This window comes from Desmonostoc muscorum LEGE 12446 (genome assembly GCF_015207005.2).
Taxonomy (GTDB): Bacteria; Cyanobacteriota; Cyanobacteriia; order Cyanobacteriales; family Nostocaceae; genus Nostoc; species Nostoc muscorum.
In genome coordinates this window covers 6,146,606-6,165,915 of the sequence record NZ_JADEXS020000001.1, presented here as the reverse complement: position 1 = coordinate 6,165,915, position 19,310 = coordinate 6,146,606, and the positions used below count along the sequence as shown (strand labels likewise).

General features: G+C 41.5%; 17 protein-coding genes and 1 pseudogene. 7 read left to right on the top strand and 11 right to left on the bottom strand.

Translation table 11 applies throughout. The features are described from left to right. Positions 1-386 precede the first annotated feature (386 nt). On the bottom strand, positions 387-746 hold the full coding sequence (locus tag IQ276_RS25945; RefSeq protein WP_193912713.1) for a hypothetical protein: 360 nt from the start codon (positions 744-746) through the stop codon (positions 387-389). A 12-nt stretch (positions 747-758) separates the two neighbouring features. Here IQ276_RS25945 and IQ276_RS25940 point away from each other — a divergent pair. After that, positions 759-1,244 (top strand): annotated as a pseudogene (locus IQ276_RS25940) (IS701 family transposase); the annotation flags it as partial. Positions 1,245-1,695: 451 nt separating this feature from the next. On the opposite strand, the gene IQ276_RS25935 reads toward IQ276_RS25940, so the two are convergent. Together IQ276_RS25935 and IQ276_RS25930 are read right to left on the bottom strand one after the other, a co-directional pair. Further along, the gene (locus IQ276_RS25935) at positions 1,696-2,580 is read right to left on the bottom strand and encodes a TauD/TfdA dioxygenase family protein (protein WP_228042748.1); all 885 of its coding nucleotides are present in this window, start codon (positions 2,578-2,580) and stop codon (positions 1,696-1,698) included. A 302-nt stretch (positions 2,581-2,882) separates the two neighbouring features. Further along, entirely contained in the window at positions 2,883-3,845 is a 963-nt protein-coding gene (locus IQ276_RS25930; RefSeq protein ID WP_193912714.1) for a TauD/TfdA dioxygenase family protein, read from the bottom strand. Positions 3,846-3,903: 58 nt separating this feature from the next. Here IQ276_RS25930 and IQ276_RS25925 point away from each other — a divergent pair, with 58 nt between their 5' ends. Next, a complete protein-coding gene (locus IQ276_RS25925) occupies positions 3,904-4,758 on the top strand; it encodes an IS5 family transposase (RefSeq protein WP_235115308.1) in 855 nt (284 codons plus the stop codon). A 68-nt stretch (positions 4,759-4,826) separates the two neighbouring features. On the opposite strand, the gene IQ276_RS25920 is transcribed toward IQ276_RS25925, so the two are convergent. Continuing rightward, the gene (locus tag IQ276_RS25920; RefSeq protein ID WP_190882571.1) at positions 4,827-5,045 is read right to left on the bottom strand and encodes a hypothetical protein; all 219 of its coding nucleotides are present in this window, start codon (positions 5,043-5,045) and stop codon (positions 4,827-4,829) included. 153 nt (positions 5,046-5,198) lie between these two features. Between IQ276_RS25920 and IQ276_RS25915 the strand changes: the two genes are divergently transcribed. Both IQ276_RS25915 and IQ276_RS25910 read left to right on the top strand, forming a co-directional pair. After that, positions 5,199-5,858, top strand: a complete 660-nt coding sequence (locus IQ276_RS25915; RefSeq protein WP_193925145.1) for a DUF1003 domain-containing protein — start codon at positions 5,199-5,201, stop codon at positions 5,856-5,858. A gap of 717 nt (positions 5,859-6,575) precedes the next feature. Continuing rightward, positions 6,576-7,199 carry a hypothetical protein gene (locus IQ276_RS25910; protein WP_193925143.1) on the top strand — a complete coding sequence of 208 codons (624 nt, stop codon included), beginning with the start codon at positions 6,576-6,578 and terminating at the stop codon, positions 7,197-7,199. Between the two features lie 321 nt (positions 7,200-7,520). Here IQ276_RS25910 and IQ276_RS25905 read toward each other — a convergent pair whose 3' ends face one another. The 3 genes from IQ276_RS25905 to IQ276_RS25895 form a co-directional block, all read right to left on the bottom strand. Next, positions 7,521-7,781: a DUF7219 family protein gene (locus IQ276_RS25905; RefSeq protein WP_193925594.1), complete on the bottom strand. Its 261-nt coding sequence runs from the start codon at positions 7,779-7,781 to the stop codon at positions 7,521-7,523. A gap of 290 nt (positions 7,782-8,071) precedes the next feature. Then, on the bottom strand, positions 8,072-9,067 hold the full coding sequence (locus tag IQ276_RS25900; RefSeq protein WP_309245610.1) for a sulfate ABC transporter substrate-binding protein: 996 nt from the start codon (positions 9,065-9,067) through the stop codon (positions 8,072-8,074). Positions 9,068-9,140: 73 nt separating this feature from the next. After that, positions 9,141-9,995 (bottom strand): IS5 family transposase, encoded by an 855-nt coding sequence (locus IQ276_RS25895; protein WP_235115308.1) that lies wholly within the window; start codon positions 9,993-9,995, stop codon positions 9,141-9,143. A 372-nt stretch (positions 9,996-10,367) separates the two neighbouring features. Between IQ276_RS25895 and IQ276_RS25890 the strand changes: the two genes are divergently transcribed. Continuing rightward, entirely contained in the window at positions 10,368-10,619 is a 252-nt protein-coding gene (locus IQ276_RS25890; protein WP_228043535.1) for a hypothetical protein, read from the top strand. A gap of 57 nt (positions 10,620-10,676) precedes the next feature. Here IQ276_RS25890 and IQ276_RS25885 read toward each other — a convergent pair whose 3' ends face one another. Continuing rightward, on the bottom strand, positions 10,677-11,891 hold the full coding sequence (locus tag IQ276_RS25885) for a DUF790 family protein (RefSeq protein ID WP_190882576.1): 1,215 nt from the start codon (positions 11,889-11,891) through the stop codon (positions 10,677-10,679). Then, on the bottom strand, positions 11,821-13,401 hold the full coding sequence (locus IQ276_RS25880; protein WP_235115976.1) for a DEAD/DEAH box helicase: 1,581 nt from the start codon (positions 13,399-13,401) through the stop codon (positions 11,821-11,823). The genes IQ276_RS25885 and IQ276_RS25880 overlap by 71 nt, the downstream gene beginning before the upstream one ends. A gap of 236 nt (positions 13,402-13,637) precedes the next feature. Here IQ276_RS25880 and IQ276_RS25875 point away from each other — a divergent pair, with 236 nt between their 5' ends. After that, the gene (locus tag IQ276_RS25875) at positions 13,638-14,933 is read left to right on the top strand and encodes an adenylate cyclase (RefSeq protein WP_235115975.1); all 1,296 of its coding nucleotides are present in this window, start codon (positions 13,638-13,640) and stop codon (positions 14,931-14,933) included. Between the two features lie 318 nt (positions 14,934-15,251). After that, entirely contained in the window at positions 15,252-16,628 is a 1,377-nt protein-coding gene (locus IQ276_RS25870; protein WP_193915555.1) for an MATE family efflux transporter, read from the top strand. Between the two features lie 289 nt (positions 16,629-16,917). Here the strand turns inward: IQ276_RS25870 and IQ276_RS25865 are convergent, their stop codons facing one another. After that, the gene (locus tag IQ276_RS25865) at positions 16,918-17,916 is read right to left on the bottom strand and encodes a D-alanine--D-alanine ligase family protein (protein ID WP_193915553.1); all 999 of its coding nucleotides are present in this window, start codon (positions 17,914-17,916) and stop codon (positions 16,918-16,920) included. A gap of 207 nt (positions 17,917-18,123) precedes the next feature. Continuing rightward, positions 18,124-19,278 carry a KamA family radical SAM protein gene (locus tag IQ276_RS25860; RefSeq protein WP_190882581.1) on the bottom strand — a complete coding sequence of 385 codons (1,155 nt, stop codon included), beginning with the start codon at positions 19,276-19,278 and terminating at the stop codon, positions 18,124-18,126. Positions 19,279-19,310: the final 32 nt, after the last annotated feature.

Here is a 19,310-nt window from a genome sequence, read left to right as displayed (position 1 = left end):
TAAATAGCAAATTTCAGATTAAATATTTTTGCAAGTTATTTCAATAATTTAATATTATTATTTTCCTGAAATTTCTCTTAGTAAAGATATTGTTATTAACATCATAATTATAATTTAAATTGAATAAACACAATTGCTTTGTGTGGATAAAATGTTTGCTGTTAGGGATTTCCAGAGAATAAAATATACAAGTATTGATAATGATAATCATTCCAGTGAGGTAAGCAGGGTGGTTTCATACAAAGAAAGAAAAAACTTTGTGCAGTTGATTGGAGAGGGCGCGTTGTGCTTGAGGCATAGTTCGGAAACGAAGTTTGCGGGCGATCGTAATTTAGTAAAAAGTAATTGAGGACAGAAGGGTTGTAGGGCGATCGCAATACTTGAGACTATGCACTCATAGATTCAGAAGTCAGCAAACCAGACATAGCCAATATTCGTTGTGACCAACTAGACGCAATATCTGCAATATTTGCAGTTTCGTTTGAGTTATTCCAAATATTGAGCCAGTTTTGTTTCCAGCCTTGCAACAAGCCAAGAAGTTGATCTAATTCAATATTAATTTGGCTTTCTCGCTGGATCAAGGACAAATACAGCAAACTTTCGTCTAACAATACCGGAACTACTTCCTGGCTAACACTTTTTTGTGACCAAGAGTTAAGACGTGCCAAACTAGCGGCCAACTCTCCCAATTGTTGTGCCTGGGGTAGGTTTAGAAAACTAGCTTCAATTACACTCCAGTTGGGCATTATAATCCTCCTAGCAATTGCTGGGTAATTTGGGTGACTCGTTCTCGAATTTCGGGGGATCTAATTACCATACATGGATTAAGAACATGGGTAGAATATGGTTTTCGGCAGTGTAAACAGGAACTGGGCTGGACAGATTACAGGTTGACAAATTTCCAACAGATTGAAAGATGGTGGGAGATTATTTTTTGTGTCTACACAATGATCAGTTTAAGTTCTCCACCTTTCTTATCCTTAAATCAAGCTCCTCAAATTGAAACAGAGGTATAAGATACTATTTCTATTGATTATGTAAATTTTTCTAATCATAAACAATGGAATCAGGATTCTGGATGGAAGAATACTTTAAATAATCTTCGTTTAATTGTTTAACCTCTCTTACTATTTTGGTTGATTTATCCTTGGCTAGATGTTTTACCAAATTCCGATTTATTGCTTAGAAGGTCTGGAGTATCGGCCGCAGCAAGAATGCGCTCAATAATTTTGTCTGGCATATAGCAGTTTTTCAGTCAAATCTTTTTCTCACATTACAGTAAAAAAACAAAAATCGAAGGCAATTTTTAACACTTAGACTGGGATTAGATTTGTGGGTTTATTTTCTAATATTGAGTTAGAACCCCTGAAACTTGGTAGCCAAGCTGAACAACTTTAGTATTGCTACTGCTCTTAATATTAGTGTTACTGGCACTGCTATTGCCGATACTGCCCTTGTTTATACCACAACTGGCTAAAGTCGTAAAAGAAACTAACCCATAGAAGGCGTAGAGTAAATCACGTCTGGATATCGAATATTTGCCAATTTGCACTTTTCTCATAACTGGTCATTTGATATTGATGTTGACACCTTTAGGCAAAAATTTAGGCAGTGTTGTACTAGCTTTTCTCCCTTTTCTCTTAGGGAGAAAAGCTTTGTATCTGAAATAATTTACAAATGTTAGCTAGCTGAACTTTAGAACGGACGGCTACCTCGAAGGCTGACCCGTTTCAGAACACGGGTTGCATTGGCATCAAATTCAGGACGGTAGTGAGCCGTTGCCTGGTTATCCCAATAAAGCAGGTCGCCCTTGCTCCACTGATGCCGATAGGCAAACCGGGGTTGCTTAATATGCTCTTGCAACCGCGCAATTAGTTTTGCTCCTTCCACATGGTCATAATCGAGAATGTCTACATCGCTAGCAGCATTGAAGAAAAGGATTTTTTTGCCGGTATCTGGGTGAGTGCGAACCAGAGGATGAATCGCAACTCGTTCGCCGGGTTCAACTGCCCGACCAGCTGCATATTTAGGCTCACCATACTCATCCCGATCCTTGCTGCCATAGAAGTTAAAGTAGCGTATTTGCAAACCAGCAATTTGTTCCTTGGTCGCATCATCTAACTCTTCGTAAGCCTGAGCCAAATTCACCCAATAGGTATCGGGGCCATTTTCAGGTACTTCTACTGCGTATAGGAAAGAACCACTAGATGGCACAGGAAGCCAGTAGTGATCGATGTGGGGTAAAAGTTCCTGATAGTTCGGTCGGATATTGACTGAACTCTCTTGAGCCGCGGCATTTGCCAGAGTCAGAACTAGGGGTGGCAGGTATTCTTCTGTTTCTCCTTTGCGAACGTAAGCAGGCTGCTGAAGAATATCGCCAAAGTAATTGGCAAAGGCTAACAACTGGTCATCAGTTAATGTCTGGTTTTTAAAGATGAGGATGTGGCGATCGCGCCATGCCTGCTTTAGTTGCAGAATCACCTCTGGTTCACCAGAACGACTGGCATCGATTCCGGTAATAACGGCACCAAGAGCTGCTTTGGTGGGTGTAATCTCAATCCGACTTGCTGTGAGTGTCATGATCGGGTCTCCTTGGATTTGTAAATATACGAGGGTGTAGGGTGCAGGGTGTAGGGGGAAAAAATTGTATTTTTATGCACTGCTCGAAAACCAACCTTCTTTACGAGACGCTACGCCCAGCCTTGCTTCCCCGGAGGGTTACGGGTCAAAGCCTCCACCGAAATCTAAGATTTGGTGGTCTCTAATTGATAGCGGCTTCAAGTCCCCACCAATTACCCCACACCCTTGGATTTGAGGGCAGTTGCTCCACAAAGAGCAGATTTACTCAGCACTGCCCTGAAAAAAGCTAACAGAACTCAGCTTTACGAAAGCACTGGTTCCGCTTCCTTAGACTCAGCTTTCTGCTTGAAGACGGTTGGTACTTCTGCGTTGAACACCTCACCTTGAACCACTTCGGAGCGGAAACCATCAACCCCAACTGGAATATCGCCAGTAATGGTGGTGCGATAGAGGACACGCTCGACATCCAAATGATCTAAATCTTGAGGAGCTAAATGCACAGTGGCGCGGTTATCCCAGAAGGCGATATCACCATTGTTCCAACGGAAACGGGTGGTGTAGGCAGGCTTGGTGATTTGGTTGAAGAACAACTCAAGTAACAGCTTGCTCTCTTGGGGTGACACGTCAATAATGTGCGAGGTGAAGCCGGGGTTAACGAACAACGCACGTTCGCCAGTCTCAGGATGAACCCTGACGACTGGGTGGATGGAAACCAGGGGATTGACAGCAATGCGATCGGCGAACTTGCTATTGCGGGGCTGATGTCCACCCCCATTAAAGCGATGTTCAGCTTTTAATGTATCTGCTAGCGCCCGCAGGGGTGCTGACAGTCCCTCATAAGCTGCCACAAGATTACTCCACTGGGTGTCACCACCGAAGCTGGGGACATTAACGGCGCGTAAAATTGACCCTGCTGGTGGGTTGACAGCCGCCGTTACGTCTGTGTGCCAGACACTTCCTCGTTCTCTGCGAACACCGTACTCCCGCTCATAGAGCTTACGGTCTACGGATTTGATCTGCGGCAATCCGGGAATTGGCTCAGGCTCTCCCAGGGGATGGGCGAAAGTTACTTCGCCGAAACGAGATGTGAACTCAACCTGGGCAGCATGATCGATGTTCTGACCACGAAAGAACACAACTTTCCATTTCAATAACGCTTTACGGATTTCTTGGACTTGCTCGTCAGAAAGAGGACGGGAAAGGTCTACGCTACCGATTTCGGCACCGATGAAACCAGCAACTGGTTTAACTTCTATAGAACCCATTTGACATCTTGTGAGGTTTTGAATTAAGGTACTCCTCAGCATCTAAAATCCAATACTAATGGCGTATTCCAGCAACCTCACTGATGCAGAATGGGAAATTTTTGAACCCTTATTGCAAGAGATATTACCGACTAAGAAGCAGACTCGACCGACCAACTGGCCAAAGCGAGATATCTTCAATGGAATTCTCTATCAACTAAAAAATGGATGCAATTGGCAAGACTTACCTAAAGACCTCCCCCCTTATTCCACTGTATATTGGCACTACAAACAGTGGCGAGCAGCCGGGGTATTTGAGGAACTGATGAGTGTCTTACATGGACAAGTGCGTGAACAGGTAAAAAAAAAACCGCACTGGACGACATTGATCATCATTGACTCCCAAGCAGTGAAAAATACCTGCAACGCCAGTGTGGAGTCGAAAGGTTTTTGCTTCTACAAAGCCACCAACGGTATTAAAAGGCATTTGGCTATTGACACCCTTGGGTTTCCCTTTTTTACGCTCTGTACTCGCGCCAATGTCTCGGATGATGCCGGATTAATTGAGATGTTTACTCTCAACATCGACTACTTCAAGTCAAAACCTATCGATATTCCCAAGATTACTATCCTGCTAGATCATGGGTATCACCCAGAATATTTGACTCAGGAGTTAGAGCGAATTTACCCAGAGATCATGACCAAAATTCAGTTTCAACTTTCTACGAAACCCTCAAAACAAGAGAAAGCGGCACAAGGAAAATCTGGATTTGTTCCGGCAATAGCTAGATGGGTGATCGAACGCTCCAATGCTTGGATGGAGCGCTGTAAAATTCTGGTTAAGAACTTTGAACGAACCCTGGTTAGTGCCACTGCCAAACTCAATATCTGCTTCATCAGGCTAATGATTAAGAGGCTTGCAGCACCTTCTTAGATGTCAAATGGGTTCTATATGTTTGTAGCCCATTTAGGTTCTCCAGAGTTTGATCTGTAGGGTGGTGTTCACACTCGCCTGTTTCCTTTGGAATTTTGCCAATATTCTGATAGCAACATTCCTGTGCTGGGAGTAGAACTGAGAGTATCATACAGTATTCCGATCGATTTACCGTAGTATTTATTCCTATTTAACAATTTCCTGGTCAGGTGACGAACGAATAAGGGTTTGGGGCGTAATTTTGGGCAATCATTACCAGTTGCGTAGGCGCAGCCCGTCGTAGACATCGCTGGGATTCTCCCTTGGCTTCAAATATTCTCACAAGCAATTATTTTTATTTATCGTTTTAAAAAAAAAGAATATTTGCTTCTATCGGGTGGGAAAGCTTAATTTTAAAGTATCAAGCCAAACACATACTGAATTAACTAAACAGGTGCAGCATGAATACAAGTAAAAAAATATTGTCAAATAACGTTGATGTACAAGCACTTCAAAACACTCAACTTGCACAGAAAGCTCCAAACGCATCGATAGAGCAATTAACGCGCGGACAACGCCTTGCTGATAAATTAGCAAACCATGTAGGCTCTTGGAAATTTCTGATTTGCCAAAGTACCATTTTGGCGGGATGGGTGGGAATGAACTTGACACCAGGAGTTCCCCACTGGGACGAGTCACCGTTCATCATGCTCAACTTAGTGTTTTCATTTGCTTCAGCCTACACAGCGCCAATTGTATTGATGAGTCAGAATCGCCAGTCTGATACTGACCGCAGAAGTGCCGAAATCGACCACCAAGTGAATCTTAAAGCTAGTCAAAATATAGAACTACTACATCAGAAATTGGATGAATTACACTCTCAAAAGCTCAATGAATTAACTCAAATTATCAAAGAGCAGCAACAAATTATCAATGAGCTTAAAGTCACTTTAGTACATATTCCGAAAGAGAATAAAGAAGCTAAAGTGTCTCTATTACCGGGCTTGCATATTCAAACTAATAGCAAATTTTCTAAACAACCTTCCAGCAATAAATCTTTTACAGTTGCTCAAGCAGTTGGAGAAAATAACAAAGCTGTTGAAAAACTGACTCGTCACTAAGAATCAGCCATAAAAGCTTTTTTGATTAGCAGATCAGAGGCTGTATTTTACTTGAATCGATCCATTTGTAGGTTTGATCCCAGGATATATGACGCTAAGTCAAAGCCGTTCTTGAGGTTTTTTAACAACAAAGAATATTTGCTTTTAATTAGGAAATTCACAAAGTAAATTTAGACTTTTTGTATTTCATTGCCAGTAGACACAGCTTACCAATTGGATTGGAGATACTATATTTACACGCTCCATTAAATAGCAATTTACCCTACATTTGCAGACATCAACGAACACTACTGAAAACGGTATTAGCAAAAAAAATGAGCAGAGATAAAATGAACTAATTTATTACGGCTATCCCCACCGGAATCACAGCTTTTATAGCTAGAAATTTAGATCATTTGGTTTTACAAAGCTCGTCCTGAGGCTATTGATGTCTACAAAATTCCTGCTGAGGTAGTCAAACTAAGCTTTAAACAAGTGCAAATTAAAGTCCGCAAAAACAATAGTGAAGTTGTCAATCGATGGGTTAATCCTAATAGACTTGATAGTTTTATTAAGATTCAAGACTCAGCATTCCACTAAATCAAAACTTATGCAAAAATCTTTAAAAAGCTTCCTTAGCTTGGCAATAATTTTGCTTTTTAACTCTTTTACTCAAGTGTTAACCAGCTGATAAATTCCTTCGCTGATTAGTAAAAATCTCAAACCAGGGAGAAAAATATGCAGTTCATCAAAATTATTCTTGTTGCCCTCGTGTTTATTGTGAATCTGACAATTGCTCAACCTTCTTGGGCAGGCAAAGATTTCACCAAAGGAACTGATTATGCTGAGGTAACTCAGGAACTCAATCAACTTTTAACTGTGAAAGATAATCCTGAACAAGCTGGCTATACACCTGAGCAATTTCAAGCCCGACTATCACAATTGCAGTCTCAGAAGTATGTGATGGAAACGGCCAGAAAACGAGCGCAGTGCTTTAATCAAACCGGTAAAACTTTGGGTATCTACGCCAATAAACCGAAAAAATCTCCAACTCAACTCTACTTCTTAGCAGCAGGGCAAATTACAGATGATGATTGGGATTGTGATGGTATCTACCTACCCGCAGGTACTCAGGTAGTTGTAAGTCCGAATACTGAAGTACAAGAGTTAACCCAACCCATTGCTGTCAAGTTTGTCGATGGCACACAGTCCATTGCTAGAACTAATCCAGCTACTGGTGCAATTGAATTGAATGTTGCACCTGCCAAAGTCTTCAAAGCTGGTGAAGGTAACTGGTTGCTACCTACGTTATCTCAGGCAGATATTGACGCCCAAGTTCCTAGTCCACAAATCATTGACTAATATTTGCTAGGCATTCAATTTTGATGCGATAAGCGCGTCAATTCTAATTACACTAAATAATACTTTACCCCTCCTAAGCAAGAGGGGTTTTTAATTAATGGGAGATTGAAGATAAATTTTAATATAGTTAGCAACCATTGGTATGTTTTTAGGAAATGCACATCGTATCATGTTTTTTTGGTAGTCAATTGACTGGAAATTGACAATTTGGTATGCACCAGGTGCAATTTTTGGGGCGATGTTAGGTGCTTATACAGGAAATATTAGTGTGTCACTAAGGCTCAACGATTTTCAAGTAATAGACCTTAAATAAAGCTAATTTCATAATGATGCTGGTGGGTCGTTACTATTTAAGAGTTGTTTTTTACTGCGCTTCAGTTGTTTCCAAAGTAATTTAATCTGCTTATAAGCCTCATTAGCCGAGAGCTTCCCATTGCTTTCTAAACTAGTGATAATAACTACTTTTTGAGCAAATTCTTGTAAATTTGCATTAAACACTAACTTTTCTGGCTTAACCTGACCATAGTAACGACTGTGAGGGGAAATAAATTTGTCTTTGTCTTGTTGATTAGGCTGTTGCATAATTCTAGTTCCCATTCTGAACTTTCTCCTCATGATAGTCAATCTAGTTAAACTCAAGCTCTTTAAATAGTAATTTTTGCTTGAATATTTATCTAAGATCGTAGACCATAAGCTTTTCTCTGATATGGCTTATGGTTCAATACAGTTCAGTTAAGCTTTTTTCTCTCCCCCTGCCTTCCCTGCCTCCCCTGCCTGCCTTAACAAATAAATTTCCTTAACTAAACCGTATTGGCTTATGGTCTACATTTACACTAATGTAGGTTGTAAAATTTTTGATAATTTTCACCTATTTATTTTGAAGAATTCTGAGCTTGAATTTGGTCAAAAATAGCACCTTCATTAAAAAATCTCTGTTGAATATTTTTCCATCCTCCTAAATCTTCAGCTTTAAACAGAGTTTTAACTTTAGGAAAATTGCTACTCAGTTCTTTTGCAATCTTGATATTTACAGGGCGAAATCCTATTTTGGCAAATTCTCTTTGTACCTCTGGGGTATAGAGATATTGAACAAATGCTTCTGCAACTTTCCGAGTCCCGTGTTGCTCGACGTTCTTATCTACTACAGCAATTGGATTCTCAATAGATATATTGACATCAGGGACAACATATGAAAACTTTTCGCCTTTTTGTTTTGATAAAATCATTTCATTTTCATAGTTGAGTAAAGCATCCCCTTGACCTTGTTTAAAGAACAATTCGGTGACATTACGAGCAGTTTTGGGCAGCACAGGTACATTTTTATAAACTTTGGAAGTAAAATCTAATGCTTGCTTCTCATCCTGGCCAGTTTTTGTTACGTAACCCCATAAACTTAAGAAGTTCCATCGCGCACCACCAGATGTTTTTGGGTTAGCTGTCAGTACGCTCACTCCTGGTCTTGTCAAATCTGTCCATGTTTTAATATTTTTGGGATTCCCCTCACGAGTAGCGATCGCACCTACGGATTGGGTCACAATTGCATTAAAGGGTGCTTCTTTTTCCCAACCCGGTTGAATAAAACCTGTCTGAACCAGTTTGTCAACGTCAAGGGCTAGTGACAGGTGTACCACATCAGCCTCTAAACCATCAATCACATTTAGGGTTTGAGAACCAGATCCATCATAACTTTCGGTAAAAGTCAGATTTTGGTTATGTTCTTTTTTCCATTTTTCTCTAAATTGCGGAATAATCTGCTCGTATGCAGCCTTGGTAACTGAATAAGAAACAAACGTTAGGTTGACATCACGACCTGAATTGGCAATAGTATTACCAGTTTTCTCAACATTAGCCGAAGAACAAGCACTCATCACTATACTTAAGCTTATTCCCACCAAAAATAGGGATATAAACCCCCAGTTTCTTATAGAACCCATTTGACATCTAAGAAGGTGCTGCAAGCCTCTTAATCATTAGCCTGATGAAGCAGATATTGAGTTTGGCAGTGGCACTAACCAGGGTTCGTTCAAAGTTCTTAACCAGAATTTTACAGCGCTCCATCCAAGCATTGGAGCGTTCGATCACCCATCTAGCTATTGCCGGAACAAATCCAGATTTTCCTTGTGCCGCTTTCTCTTGTTTTGAGGGTTTCGTAGAAAGTTGAAACTGAATTTTGGTCATGATCTCTGGGTAAATTCGCTCTAACTCCTGAGTCAAATATTCTGGGTGATACCCATGATCTAGCAGGATAGTAATCTTGGGAATATCGATAGGTTTTGACTTGAAGTAGTCGATGTTGAGAGTAAACATCTCAATTAATCCGGCATCATCCGAGACATTGGCGCGAGTACAGAGCGTAAAAAAGGGAAACCCAAGGGTGTCAATAGCCAAATGCCTTTTAATACCGTTGGTGGCTTTGTAGAAGCAAAAACCTTTCGACTCCACACTGGCGTTGCAGGTATTTTTCACTGCTTGGGAGTCAATGATGATCAATGTCGTCCAGTGCGGTTTTTTTTTTACCTGTTCACGCACTTGTCCATGTAAGACACTCATCAGTTCCTCAAATACCCCGGCTGCTCGCCACTGTTTGTAGTGCCAATATACAGTGGAATAAGGGGGGAGGTCTTTAGGTAAGTCTTGCCAATTGCATCCATTTTTTAGTTGATAGAGAATTCCATTGAAGATATCTCGCTTTGGCCAGTTGGTCGGTCGAGTCTGCTTCTTAGTCGGTAATATCTCTTGCAATAAGGGTTCAAAAATTTCCCATTCTGCATCAGTGAGGTTGCTGGAATACGCCATTAGTATTGGATTTTAGATGCTGAGGAGTACCTTAATTCAAAACCTCACAAGATGTCAAATGGGTTCTATAGCTTGCCAAGCTTTAACAGTACGAGTCTGAACTTGTTTAGTGATATATGTGTTTAACTTCCAAGTATGCTGCCGCTTGTTTGTCAAAATTTCCCTCCTCTGTTAAATTCGGTAAGTCGAGAGATTTACTGTAGTTTAGAGGTATTATAAGATAGTTAGCAAAATTACATAACCTTTTGTTAACCTAAATTTAAATAAGTTGTATATTGATTACGCATACAAAGAGGCTTAACGTTGCCAAAACAAGAGCGTTAGAACTGAGTTACAAAATCTGGTGGCATCATTCTTCCAAGCCTTTGCTCAATGACAGCAACACAATCAGCCATTTTGCAACCCTTGAATAATGAAATAGCTTCTTTAAGTTCCAGTGTTAGTCCTAACTCTGTGAGAAATTGGACAAGAACCCGATTGCTCAATGTCTCGCTGTCTACCAACACTCCATCACAGTCAAAGATAACCAGTTCTGTTAGCACTCGTATCCAAGTTCTGGGTGCGTTGTGTGCGATGGCCGGATGGAGAAATGCCAGAGTATCACTAGAATCGCTTTTTCGCTGATGACCGGTTTCTCAATTTAGTTGCATCATATTTCTGCTACTTTCGATTTCTCCTTATTCAATCCATGACAGCTAATACAGCTTTTGGCAATAACTTATCTTTAAACCAAACAATTCTGGCGGGAACATCATTTAATTTTACGCCCGCCTTTTCTAAATTAAGTCGCTCGGAAATTGCCAAAATTAAGTCATCACGTCCAGCACGTCGCACCTGAGAAAACTTTTTTTGTAAATATTCTGGTCGCCAATAACCAACAATTTCTAATAAAAAACTACGCCCATCAGAATGCACCAAGCGAAAATCAGGAATCATCACGCTACCAGGAATTGGTATCAAATCAACTTCTCGCTCTAACGCCCAACCACTTTTCAACGCATCCCATTTATCAGCAAAGGATGCTTCTAGCATACTATCGTAGGGCTTTCCTGGTGGATAATGAGATACCAATCCACATTCGGAATTGAGAGTAAAACGTCCAGTTTTCCAAGTATTTGTATAAGCATCACGACTTTGAAGAATTGAAGAAAGACTCCATTTTGTAACGTGGAGTAAAGCGGGAATTAGTTTAGCGATCGCCAACCCATATCGCGTACTAGGATTAAACAAACTCGTCGGTCCGTCTATCGTAATTGTAAACCCGTGGTCAGCATCACCTTCAATATAAGCCATCAATTGAAACAATTTTAAATAGCGAAATAACAGCTTATATTCTCCTGGAACATTTCGATGAGCATTTAACACCAACTGACTCGCTTTATAAAAAACACCCTGCACCTGAGATAAATTATAGCGATTCAACAAATCTGGCGCTGTTGGTGCATCAAAAACCGTCAAAATTTTATTCTCAGATAAATCAGCATATAGTCCATTCCGAACCTGTTCCGGTAAAACTTCCCGTTCAAGTTCTTGAGTTAATTCATCAGCAACTTTCCCCAGAATAACTTGTGTAGATTCCCGACTAGAAACAGACTTTGCAGCCAGAGAAAACACCCGTTCTCTTAACATTTGTGGTTCCAAAGGACTAACGACTTCAAAAGTACAAAAACTGCTTTTGAGAATATAAGCTAATCCCCGCTTCACCCGATAATCTGTCGAATCTCCTTCAAAATCAGTCAGTTGTCGCTCAAGCACACCCTGAGTCTTCCCCACCGCTGATTGAAAATAATTAATTAACTCAATCGCTAACTCCGAAGTTTGCCGATCAATCTTCAGTCTCTTCGGAATGATCTCCTCCCCGTTTTGGCGATGCATCAATAACTCTGTCGGTAACATCTGCTGAATTTTGGATTTTAGATTTTGGATTTTGGACTGAATAATTAATTTCTAACTGTTCCGCCGCCTTTAAACTCCTTTCCTTCCCACTCCCATACACAACCTGCAAATTCCCCTTCTTCTCGCCGCTTCCTCTTACTTCCCTCTCCCCTCTGCGCCTCGCCGAAGTCCCCTCTTCACTCGTATCCTCCGCCACCACCTCATACAAAATCGCCTGCTTATTCTCAATATTCCCCTTCCTTAAAACCCTCCCCAAACGCTGAGTATACTCTCTAGCCGAACCAGTTCCCGATAAAATAATTGCCACAGAAGCCGCAGGCACATCAACACCCTCATTTAACACATGAGAAGCCACCAAAGTATTATATGTACCCTCACGAAATTTTGTTAATATTTCATGGCGTTCTTTCACAGGAGTTTGATGAGTAATTGCCGGAATTAGTAACTCTTGGGAAATGCGATAAACCGTAGCATTATCAGCAGTAAAAATCAAAATTCGTGCCGGATAATGTTCTGCCAACAAATTAGCTAAAATTCGCAACTTTCCATCAGTACCCAAAGCAATATCTTTCGCTTCGCGGTGCGCCAACATAGCTCTCCGCCCACCTTGGGATCTAGCGCTCATTTGGACGAACATTTGCCAACCTTGAAGACTGCCCAAAGAAATGCGAGATTGCTTTAAAAAGTCGTTGCGAGTTTGAATTAATTGGTTGTATCTTTCGCGCTCAAGTTGTGATAACTTTACCTTAATTTGGACGATTTCATGTTCTGCTAACGCCTTCCCCGCCAAATCTTCAGCGCGTTTGCGATATACTTCTTGACCAATGAGAATATTTAAGTCAGCGTGTTTGCCATCGGTACGTTCTGGTGTTGCAGAAAGTCCTAAGCGATAGGGTGCGATCGCATATTCAGCAATTACCCGATTAAAATCCGTTGGTAAGTGATGACACTCATCAAAAACAATCAAAGCATATTGATTTCCGATCGCTTCCGCGTGAATTGCCGCACTATCGTAAGTCGCCACCAGGATGGCTGTTTTATCCCGCGAACCACCCCCCAGCAATCCCACCTCAGCATCCGGGAAAGCCGCCACTAAATGTGCATACCACTGATGCATTAAATCCAAAGTTGGCACTACAATCAGCGTCGTGCGGGGGGTTGACTGCATCGCCATTTGTGCTAGATAAGTCTTTCCCGCCGCCGTGGGAAGCACAACCACCCCTTGCCTACCCGCTAGTTTCCAAGCTGCTAGGGCTTCACTCTGGTGAGCATAGGGTTCCATTTCCAAACTAGAAACCAAATCTAGAGGAAAAAATTCCTTTGCTTCATCGATAAAGTTAACATCTTCCGCCTGTAGTGCTTCCACCAGCGATCGGTATCTAATCGCCGGAATGCGGAATTTTTCAACTCTATCATCCCATGTGGCATAGTCCATCCAAGCTTTGCCGCGTGGTGGTGGATGCAAAATTAGTGTGCCGCGATCGAAAGTTAATGTTGGGGTACGAGCCATTTATGGGGATTGGGGATTGGGGATTGGGGATTGGGGACTGGGAACTGGGAACTGGGGACTGGGGATTGGGGATTGGGGATTGGGGAGTGGGGACTGGGGATTGGTTATTAATTCTCATCCCTCACTCCCTCACTCCGTCACTCCCTCATCCCCCTCATTTCTTTCATCTCTCTCATCCCCCGCACTCCCCACTCCCCACTCCCCACTCCCTTGATTACTAATAACGTAAAAAGTGCATGATTAATCCAAATAACTCTGACAAAAGTCAACTAGATGCGCTGATGAGTCAAGGGATGTCCCATTGGCAAATAAGCAATAGCTTTGACAAATCCTACAAAGAACAGCGACAGCGCTTCCTGCTCAAGCGATTGCAATTGCAGGCTCAAATCATGCTGATTTCTGGCTTGACTTTGATTGCTTTTTTCTTTTGGGTAAATTCACAAGTACAAGGCAAAATATATGCCTTTAAAATTGGTTTTGTAGTAGAATTATTTATTCTTCTTTGTTGGGCTTTATGTAAAACCTCCATAGGTCGCCGCCATCCAGATTTAATTTTTTTGAGCTTATGCTGGTCTGTAACTTGTGTTGTCCAAATTGATGTAGCGTTGCTATTTAATAAACTGGAACCTACAAACAATCTCTGGAGTCTGATGTTTTTAACTCAAGCTACACTTGTGCCAGTACAATGGTGGATGCATTTAGTATCACAAATTGGGACAATTGTTTGCTATTTAATTTTATATATTTTATATAATCCCACATTAAAGAATCCCTTAGATTATTATGTTGAACACGGGTTATATCTTTTTTGGACTTGCATAATTTGTGTTTTTTCTGTTTATTTATATGAGCGCTTACAAAAAAATGAATTTGATGCTCGTAAAGCAATGGAGGTAGCCCAGCAAAAATCAGAACGGCTACTACTAAATATTTTGCCAGAGATGATTGCCGAACAATTAAAACAACAGCCGACAACTATTGCAGATAGCTTTCTGGAAGTGACGGTGTTATTTGCCGATATTGTTGGTTTTACAGAGCTTTCAAGCCGGACATCTCCTGCGGAATTAGTTGATTTATTGAATACAATATTTTGTTTGTTCGACCAATTGGCAGAACGTCATGGAGTGGAAAAAATCAAGACGATTGGCGATGCGTATATGGCTGTTGCTGGTTTGCCAAATCAGTCTAACAACCATGCGATCGCCATAGCTAACATGGCGTTAGATATGCAAAATGCTGTAGCTCAGTTTAATGAAGAAAATAACCAATCTTTTCGCATTCGTATTGGCATTAGTACAGGACCGGTAGTCGCAGGAGTGATTGGTCTGAAAAAGTTTGCCTACGACCTTTGGGGAGATACTGTTAATACAGCTAGTCGAATGGAATCACACGGTATTGCGGGTGGCATCCAAGTTTGTGAAGCAAGTTATCAACTTTTAAAGGATAAATTTTTATTGGAAGAACGAGGTTTAATTAAGGTTAAAGGTAAAGGTGAAATGATGACTTATTTATTAAAAGGAATCCCCGAATAGGAACTTACAAATCAAAAATTTCCCACTGTTCGCGCCTCTAAAAATGTACAAATAATTGGAACAATTTATTTTTTGGAAGTCCCTAATACTCTATTCTTTTATGGGTAGAGTATTCTGAATTCTGAATTCTGAATTCTGACTCCTCTTTTATTTTTTGTCTGTTATGATACGTGGATTTGTGCCAACTTCTACTAGTGCGTAGGCGTAGCCCGTCCTAGACATCGCTCCTCAAAATCAGCAAATTTTCGTTGTTGAGCTTAACTTATCTTAATATATTAAGGTAACCTTTTTATAGCCCTACTTAGTGTTTATCCCGAAATGGAGTTAACCTCAAAAGAACTTAAATCAGAGTTCATATTAGAAATCCAAGCCTGCTTACAATTAGCAGTTCCTTTAGTAATTGCTCAAATCTTAGAAGCGGGAATTCCTTTATTGGATGGGGTGATGATGGGCTTACTTAACACTCAAGCTTTAGCGGCTGGTGCTTTAGGTGCTATCACCTTTTCTACTCTAGCCTCTATTTGTCGTTCTACTCTCTCAACAGTAGGTGCAACTGTTGCTAATGCTTTTGGTGCAGGAAAAATAGATCGAGTTAGCTGTGCTACCAGTCAGGGAATTTGGTTAGCTGCGATCGCCTGCTTCCCTGTAATGTTTATCATTTGGCACTTTGATTTAATTTTGATACTGATTGGTCAAGAAAAAAGCAACGTATTATTAGCTAAAACATATTTACAATCTATTGTTTGGGGTTTTCCTGCTGCACTCGGCTTCTGTATCTTAAAAGAAGTTAGTTCTGCCCTCAATCGCCCCCAATTCCTGACAGTAATTACAGTGGTGGGATTATTATTAAATGGGGCTGCTAATTATGTATTCATGTTCGGTAAATTTGGTTTACCAGCCCTTGGTTTAGCTGGTATCGGTTGGGCAAGCACACTCATTCTTTGGTTAAATTTTATCGCCGCCGCTACTTGGGTTCGCTTCGATGATTACTTTCAAGACTACCATCTCGATCGCGCTCTGCTTCAGTTCGATAGGGAGATGTTTGTAGATATCTGCCAAACAGGGTGGTACTTGGGTTTGCAGTATGGAGCCGAAGTTGGAGTATTCACTGCCATTGCTGTACTCATGGGGTGGTTTGGCACTGATAAATTAGCAGCCCATGAAATTGCTGTTGAGACAGAAAGTTTTGTCGAAACCGTGTCTATAGGCATTTCTTATGCCATCACCATGAGAGTAGGACAGTTGAAGGGACAAAACGATCTCAAAGGTGTAAACAGAGCAGCATTTATTTGCATTGCACTTATTACTCCTTTGGTGAGCATTGTGGCAATAATTTTTTGGCTATTTCCCAACTATATTGTGAGCATGTATTTGGACACCAATAATCTGAATAATGTCGAGATAGTTAACACTGCAATTTCTTTCTTAGGTGTAGCGGCAATAGTACAGATATTTTATTCTATTCAGGCGATCGCTGCTGGTGCTTTAATTGGTTTAAAAGATACGCGCACACCAACATCGATCGCGATATTCGCATACTGGGGAGTTGGTCTAGGTAGTGGCTACATGATGGCATTTACTTTAGGTTGGGGTGCTATAGGTTTATGGTTGGGTTTATTACTAGGAATGCTTATCGGAGCAGTGCTTTTAGTCAGCCGTTTTTATTTTTTGACTTCTGAGATCGAGCTTAGTTGAACAGCCTAAAAACTAATACCAATTCTGTATGAAGATGCGCCAAACTATATGATGAACGAACCGCAAAGGGCGCAAAGGACACAAAGAAAGAAGAAGAAGCTAAGAAAATTTGGCGCAGCCTCACAAAGAAATGGTATAAGAACTTTAGCATTTGACACTTGCGTTATAGCGTTTCCCGACAAACGTGAGGTACACCTGTAGGGGCACGGCACTGCCGTGCCCCTACACATGGCGATATAATATTATACCGCATCTGAATGGGAAGCGCTATAGTTATGGTCAAATTATTTTAGCTAAAATAACATTCGTACCTTTCCCAAGCAGAATCGACTATTGTGGCAACGATTTCTGTGTATGCCACATCAGCCAAACGTCCCATAATTGGTAAGTCTGAGCGGATATGGTGAAGTCCTGGTAATGGGTTAATCTCCAGAAACTGCAACACACCATTAGCATCGCAGCGCAGATCGACGCGGGCAGCGTCACGACAATCAAGAGTATAGTAAGCATCCAGCGCTAGCTGTCTTGCCTGTGCCGCCAGTGGTTCAGGATCGATGAGCAAACGATAAGATACCCGTTCCAAATATTCATCTTTGTTGACGGTGGTGTAGGCAGAAGTTTCTGCTTTGTCTGTAAAAATTACTTCCATAACACCTACTACCCGCGAATTGCTGCCATTGCCAATAATACCCACTGTTAATTCTCGACCGGGAAGAAAGGTTTCCACCAGTACGGACTGCTGGAATTGTTCGCGTAATAATTGGTACATCGTCACTAGCTCCTGGCGTTCTTTAACAAAGGAACGCCCAGTTACTCCCTTGGAACTCCCCTCCGCTACAGGTTTGAGGAACAATGGCAAAGGTAGGGATACGGCTTGTGCTTGGGCGGTGGAATTCACTACTTCAAAGGGGGCTGTGGGCAAACCGCGATCGCGTATTATCCTTTTAGCCAGTGCCTTATCTAAGGTGAGGGCGCAGGTGAGGGGGTCGGAAAAAGTGTAAGGTTGAGCGAATAATTCACAGACTGCTGGAACTTGTGCTTCACGAGAACGACCTTTCAAACCCTCAGCAATATTAAAAACAAGATTCCAGCGATCGCCTTTTGCTAACCTGAGAGCAAGTTCTCTGCCATTGCCAATACGTTCAACCTGATGACCTAACTCAAATAGAGCTTTTTCTAGCCCAATGATAGTTTCTTCATCGTCAAATTCCATCACTTCTTCAGCACTAAAACCAGACTTCAAGTAGTCTGTCTTCAAGTCATAACAAAGACCAATAAATAAACTCATCACCCCATAACTCCCACTGTTCGTATGTACGTTAAGGGACTTCCAATGAAAAAAATATCCATCGTAGGGGCGCACAGCTGTGCGCCCCTACAAATGTACAAATAATTTGGGATAATTTATTTTTTGGAAATCCCTAAGAGTTTAGATTTTGAATCTTTTAATCCAAAATCTAAAATCTAAAATCCAAAATCCAAAATTTCATCGCTTTTACTCTACTGAATCTACATAAGTGTAGGTTTTGCCTGCCCAATTTCGGACTGTAGCTGTGCCGTTCTCATAAGCGAGTAGAGTTTCAGCTTGAATTGGCACTTTCCCACCACCACCGGGGGCGTCAATCACATAAGTTGGGACAGCATATCCAGTAGTATGACCGCGCAATTTAGAGATTAAATCAATCCCTGTTTGCACGCTCGTTCGCAGATGTGCAGTGCCAACAACTGGGTCGCATTGATAAAGGTAATAAGGTCGCACTCGCAGTTTGAGAAGACCGTGAAACAGATTCTTCAGCGCCTCTTGGGAATCATTGACGCCTTTTAGTAGCACAGTTTGACTGCCTAGAGGAATACCACCATCAGCTAGGCGATCGCAAGCTTGTGCTACTTCCGGGGTAAGTTCCCGCACATGACAAAAGTGCAAGGACAGCCAGACGCGATGTTTACGCAGCAAAGCAACTAATTCTGGTGTAATGCGTTGCGGTAAAAAACTCGGTACGCGGGAACCAATGCGGATAAATTCAATATGGGGAATGGCACGCAATCGGCGCAGTAAATTGTCTAAAGGTTCATCAGACATCAGCAGCGGATCGCCCCCGGAAATTAGGACATCACGTACCTCGGTGTGTTCTTCTAAGTAAGCAGCGATCGCATCTAACCGCCGTGTGACTGGATACATTTCACCTTGGCTCACCAAACGAGAGCGGGTACAGTAACGACAATAAGCCGCGCAGGTATCTAGGGCAAGCAACAATACGCGATCGGGATAGCGATGTACAAGTCCTGGGACTGGTGAATCGCGATCTTCTCCACAGGGATCTACCAAATCTGTGCTACTAACTATGAGTTCTTCTTCCCGTGGAATCACTTGTAAGCGCAGCGGACAAAGGGGATTTTTTGGATCGAGTAGCGAGGCAAAATGTGGTGTTACGGCCACAGCAAACTTTTCTGGTGCTATTAAAAGTCCTCGTTCTTCAGCAGGAATAAGCCGTAATAACTGCTGAAATTGTTCCAGCTTAGTCAACCGATGCCGCATTTGCCAACGCCAATCATTCCAACGTTCCTGGGTGTAAGTCTCTCCTAAAATCTGACAAATTTCTGCACGCCTAATATCGCTTACTAAAGGATCTAAAACAGTGTTTGCGATCATAAATTCAAACTAAATTCACCTGAGAATCATCA

Coding starts and splice junctions, on each gene's coding strand:
- IQ276_RS25885 (WP_190882576.1), bottom strand. CDS start 11,891: ATGTTACCGACAGAGTTATTGATGCATCGCCAAAACGGGGAGGAGATC.
- IQ276_RS25935 (WP_228042748.1), bottom strand. CDS start 2,580: ATGACACTCACAGCAAGTCGGATTGAGATTACACCCACCAAAGCAGCT.
- IQ276_RS25920 (WP_190882571.1), bottom strand. CDS start 5,045: ATGTCTACGACGGGCTGCGCCTACGCAACTGGTAATGATTGCCCAAAA.
- IQ276_RS25945 (WP_193912713.1), bottom strand. CDS start 746: ATGCCCAACTGGAGTGTAATTGAAGCTAGTTTTCTAAACCTACCCCAG.
- IQ276_RS25890 (WP_228043535.1), top strand. CDS start 10,368: ATGACAGCAACACAATCAGCCATTTTGCAACCCTTGAATAATGAAATA.
- IQ276_RS25930 (WP_193912714.1), bottom strand. CDS start 3,845: ATGGGTTCTATAGAAGTTAAACCAGTTGCTGGTTTCATCGGTGCCGAA.
- IQ276_RS25865 (WP_193915553.1), bottom strand. CDS start 17,916: ATGAGTTTATTTATTGGTCTTTGTTATGACTTGAAGACAGACTACTTG.
- IQ276_RS25915 (WP_193925145.1), top strand. CDS start 5,199: ATGAATACAAGTAAAAAAATATTGTCAAATAACGTTGATGTACAAGCA.
- IQ276_RS25900 (WP_309245610.1), bottom strand. CDS start 9,067: ATGAGTGCTTGTTCTTCGGCTAATGTTGAGAAAACTGGTAATACTATT.
- IQ276_RS25875 (WP_235115975.1), top strand. CDS start 13,638: ATGATTAATCCAAATAACTCTGACAAAAGTCAACTAGATGCGCTGATG.
- IQ276_RS25880 (WP_235115976.1), bottom strand. CDS start 13,401: ATGGCTCGTACCCCAACATTAACTTTCGATCGCGGCACACTAATTTTG.
- IQ276_RS25860 (WP_190882581.1), bottom strand. CDS start 19,278: ATGATCGCAAACACTGTTTTAGATCCTTTAGTAAGCGATATTAGGCGT.
- IQ276_RS25895 (WP_235115308.1), bottom strand. CDS start 9,995: ATGGCGTATTCCAGCAACCTCACTGATGCAGAATGGGAAATTTTTGAA.
- IQ276_RS25925 (WP_235115308.1), top strand. CDS start 3,904: ATGGCGTATTCCAGCAACCTCACTGATGCAGAATGGGAAATTTTTGAA.
- IQ276_RS25870 (WP_193915555.1), top strand. CDS start 15,252: ATGGAGTTAACCTCAAAAGAACTTAAATCAGAGTTCATATTAGAAATC.
- IQ276_RS25905 (WP_193925594.1), bottom strand. CDS start 7,781: ATGCAACAGCCTAATCAACAAGACAAAGACAAATTTATTTCCCCTCAC.
- IQ276_RS25910 (WP_193925143.1), top strand. CDS start 6,576: ATGCAGTTCATCAAAATTATTCTTGTTGCCCTCGTGTTTATTGTGAAT.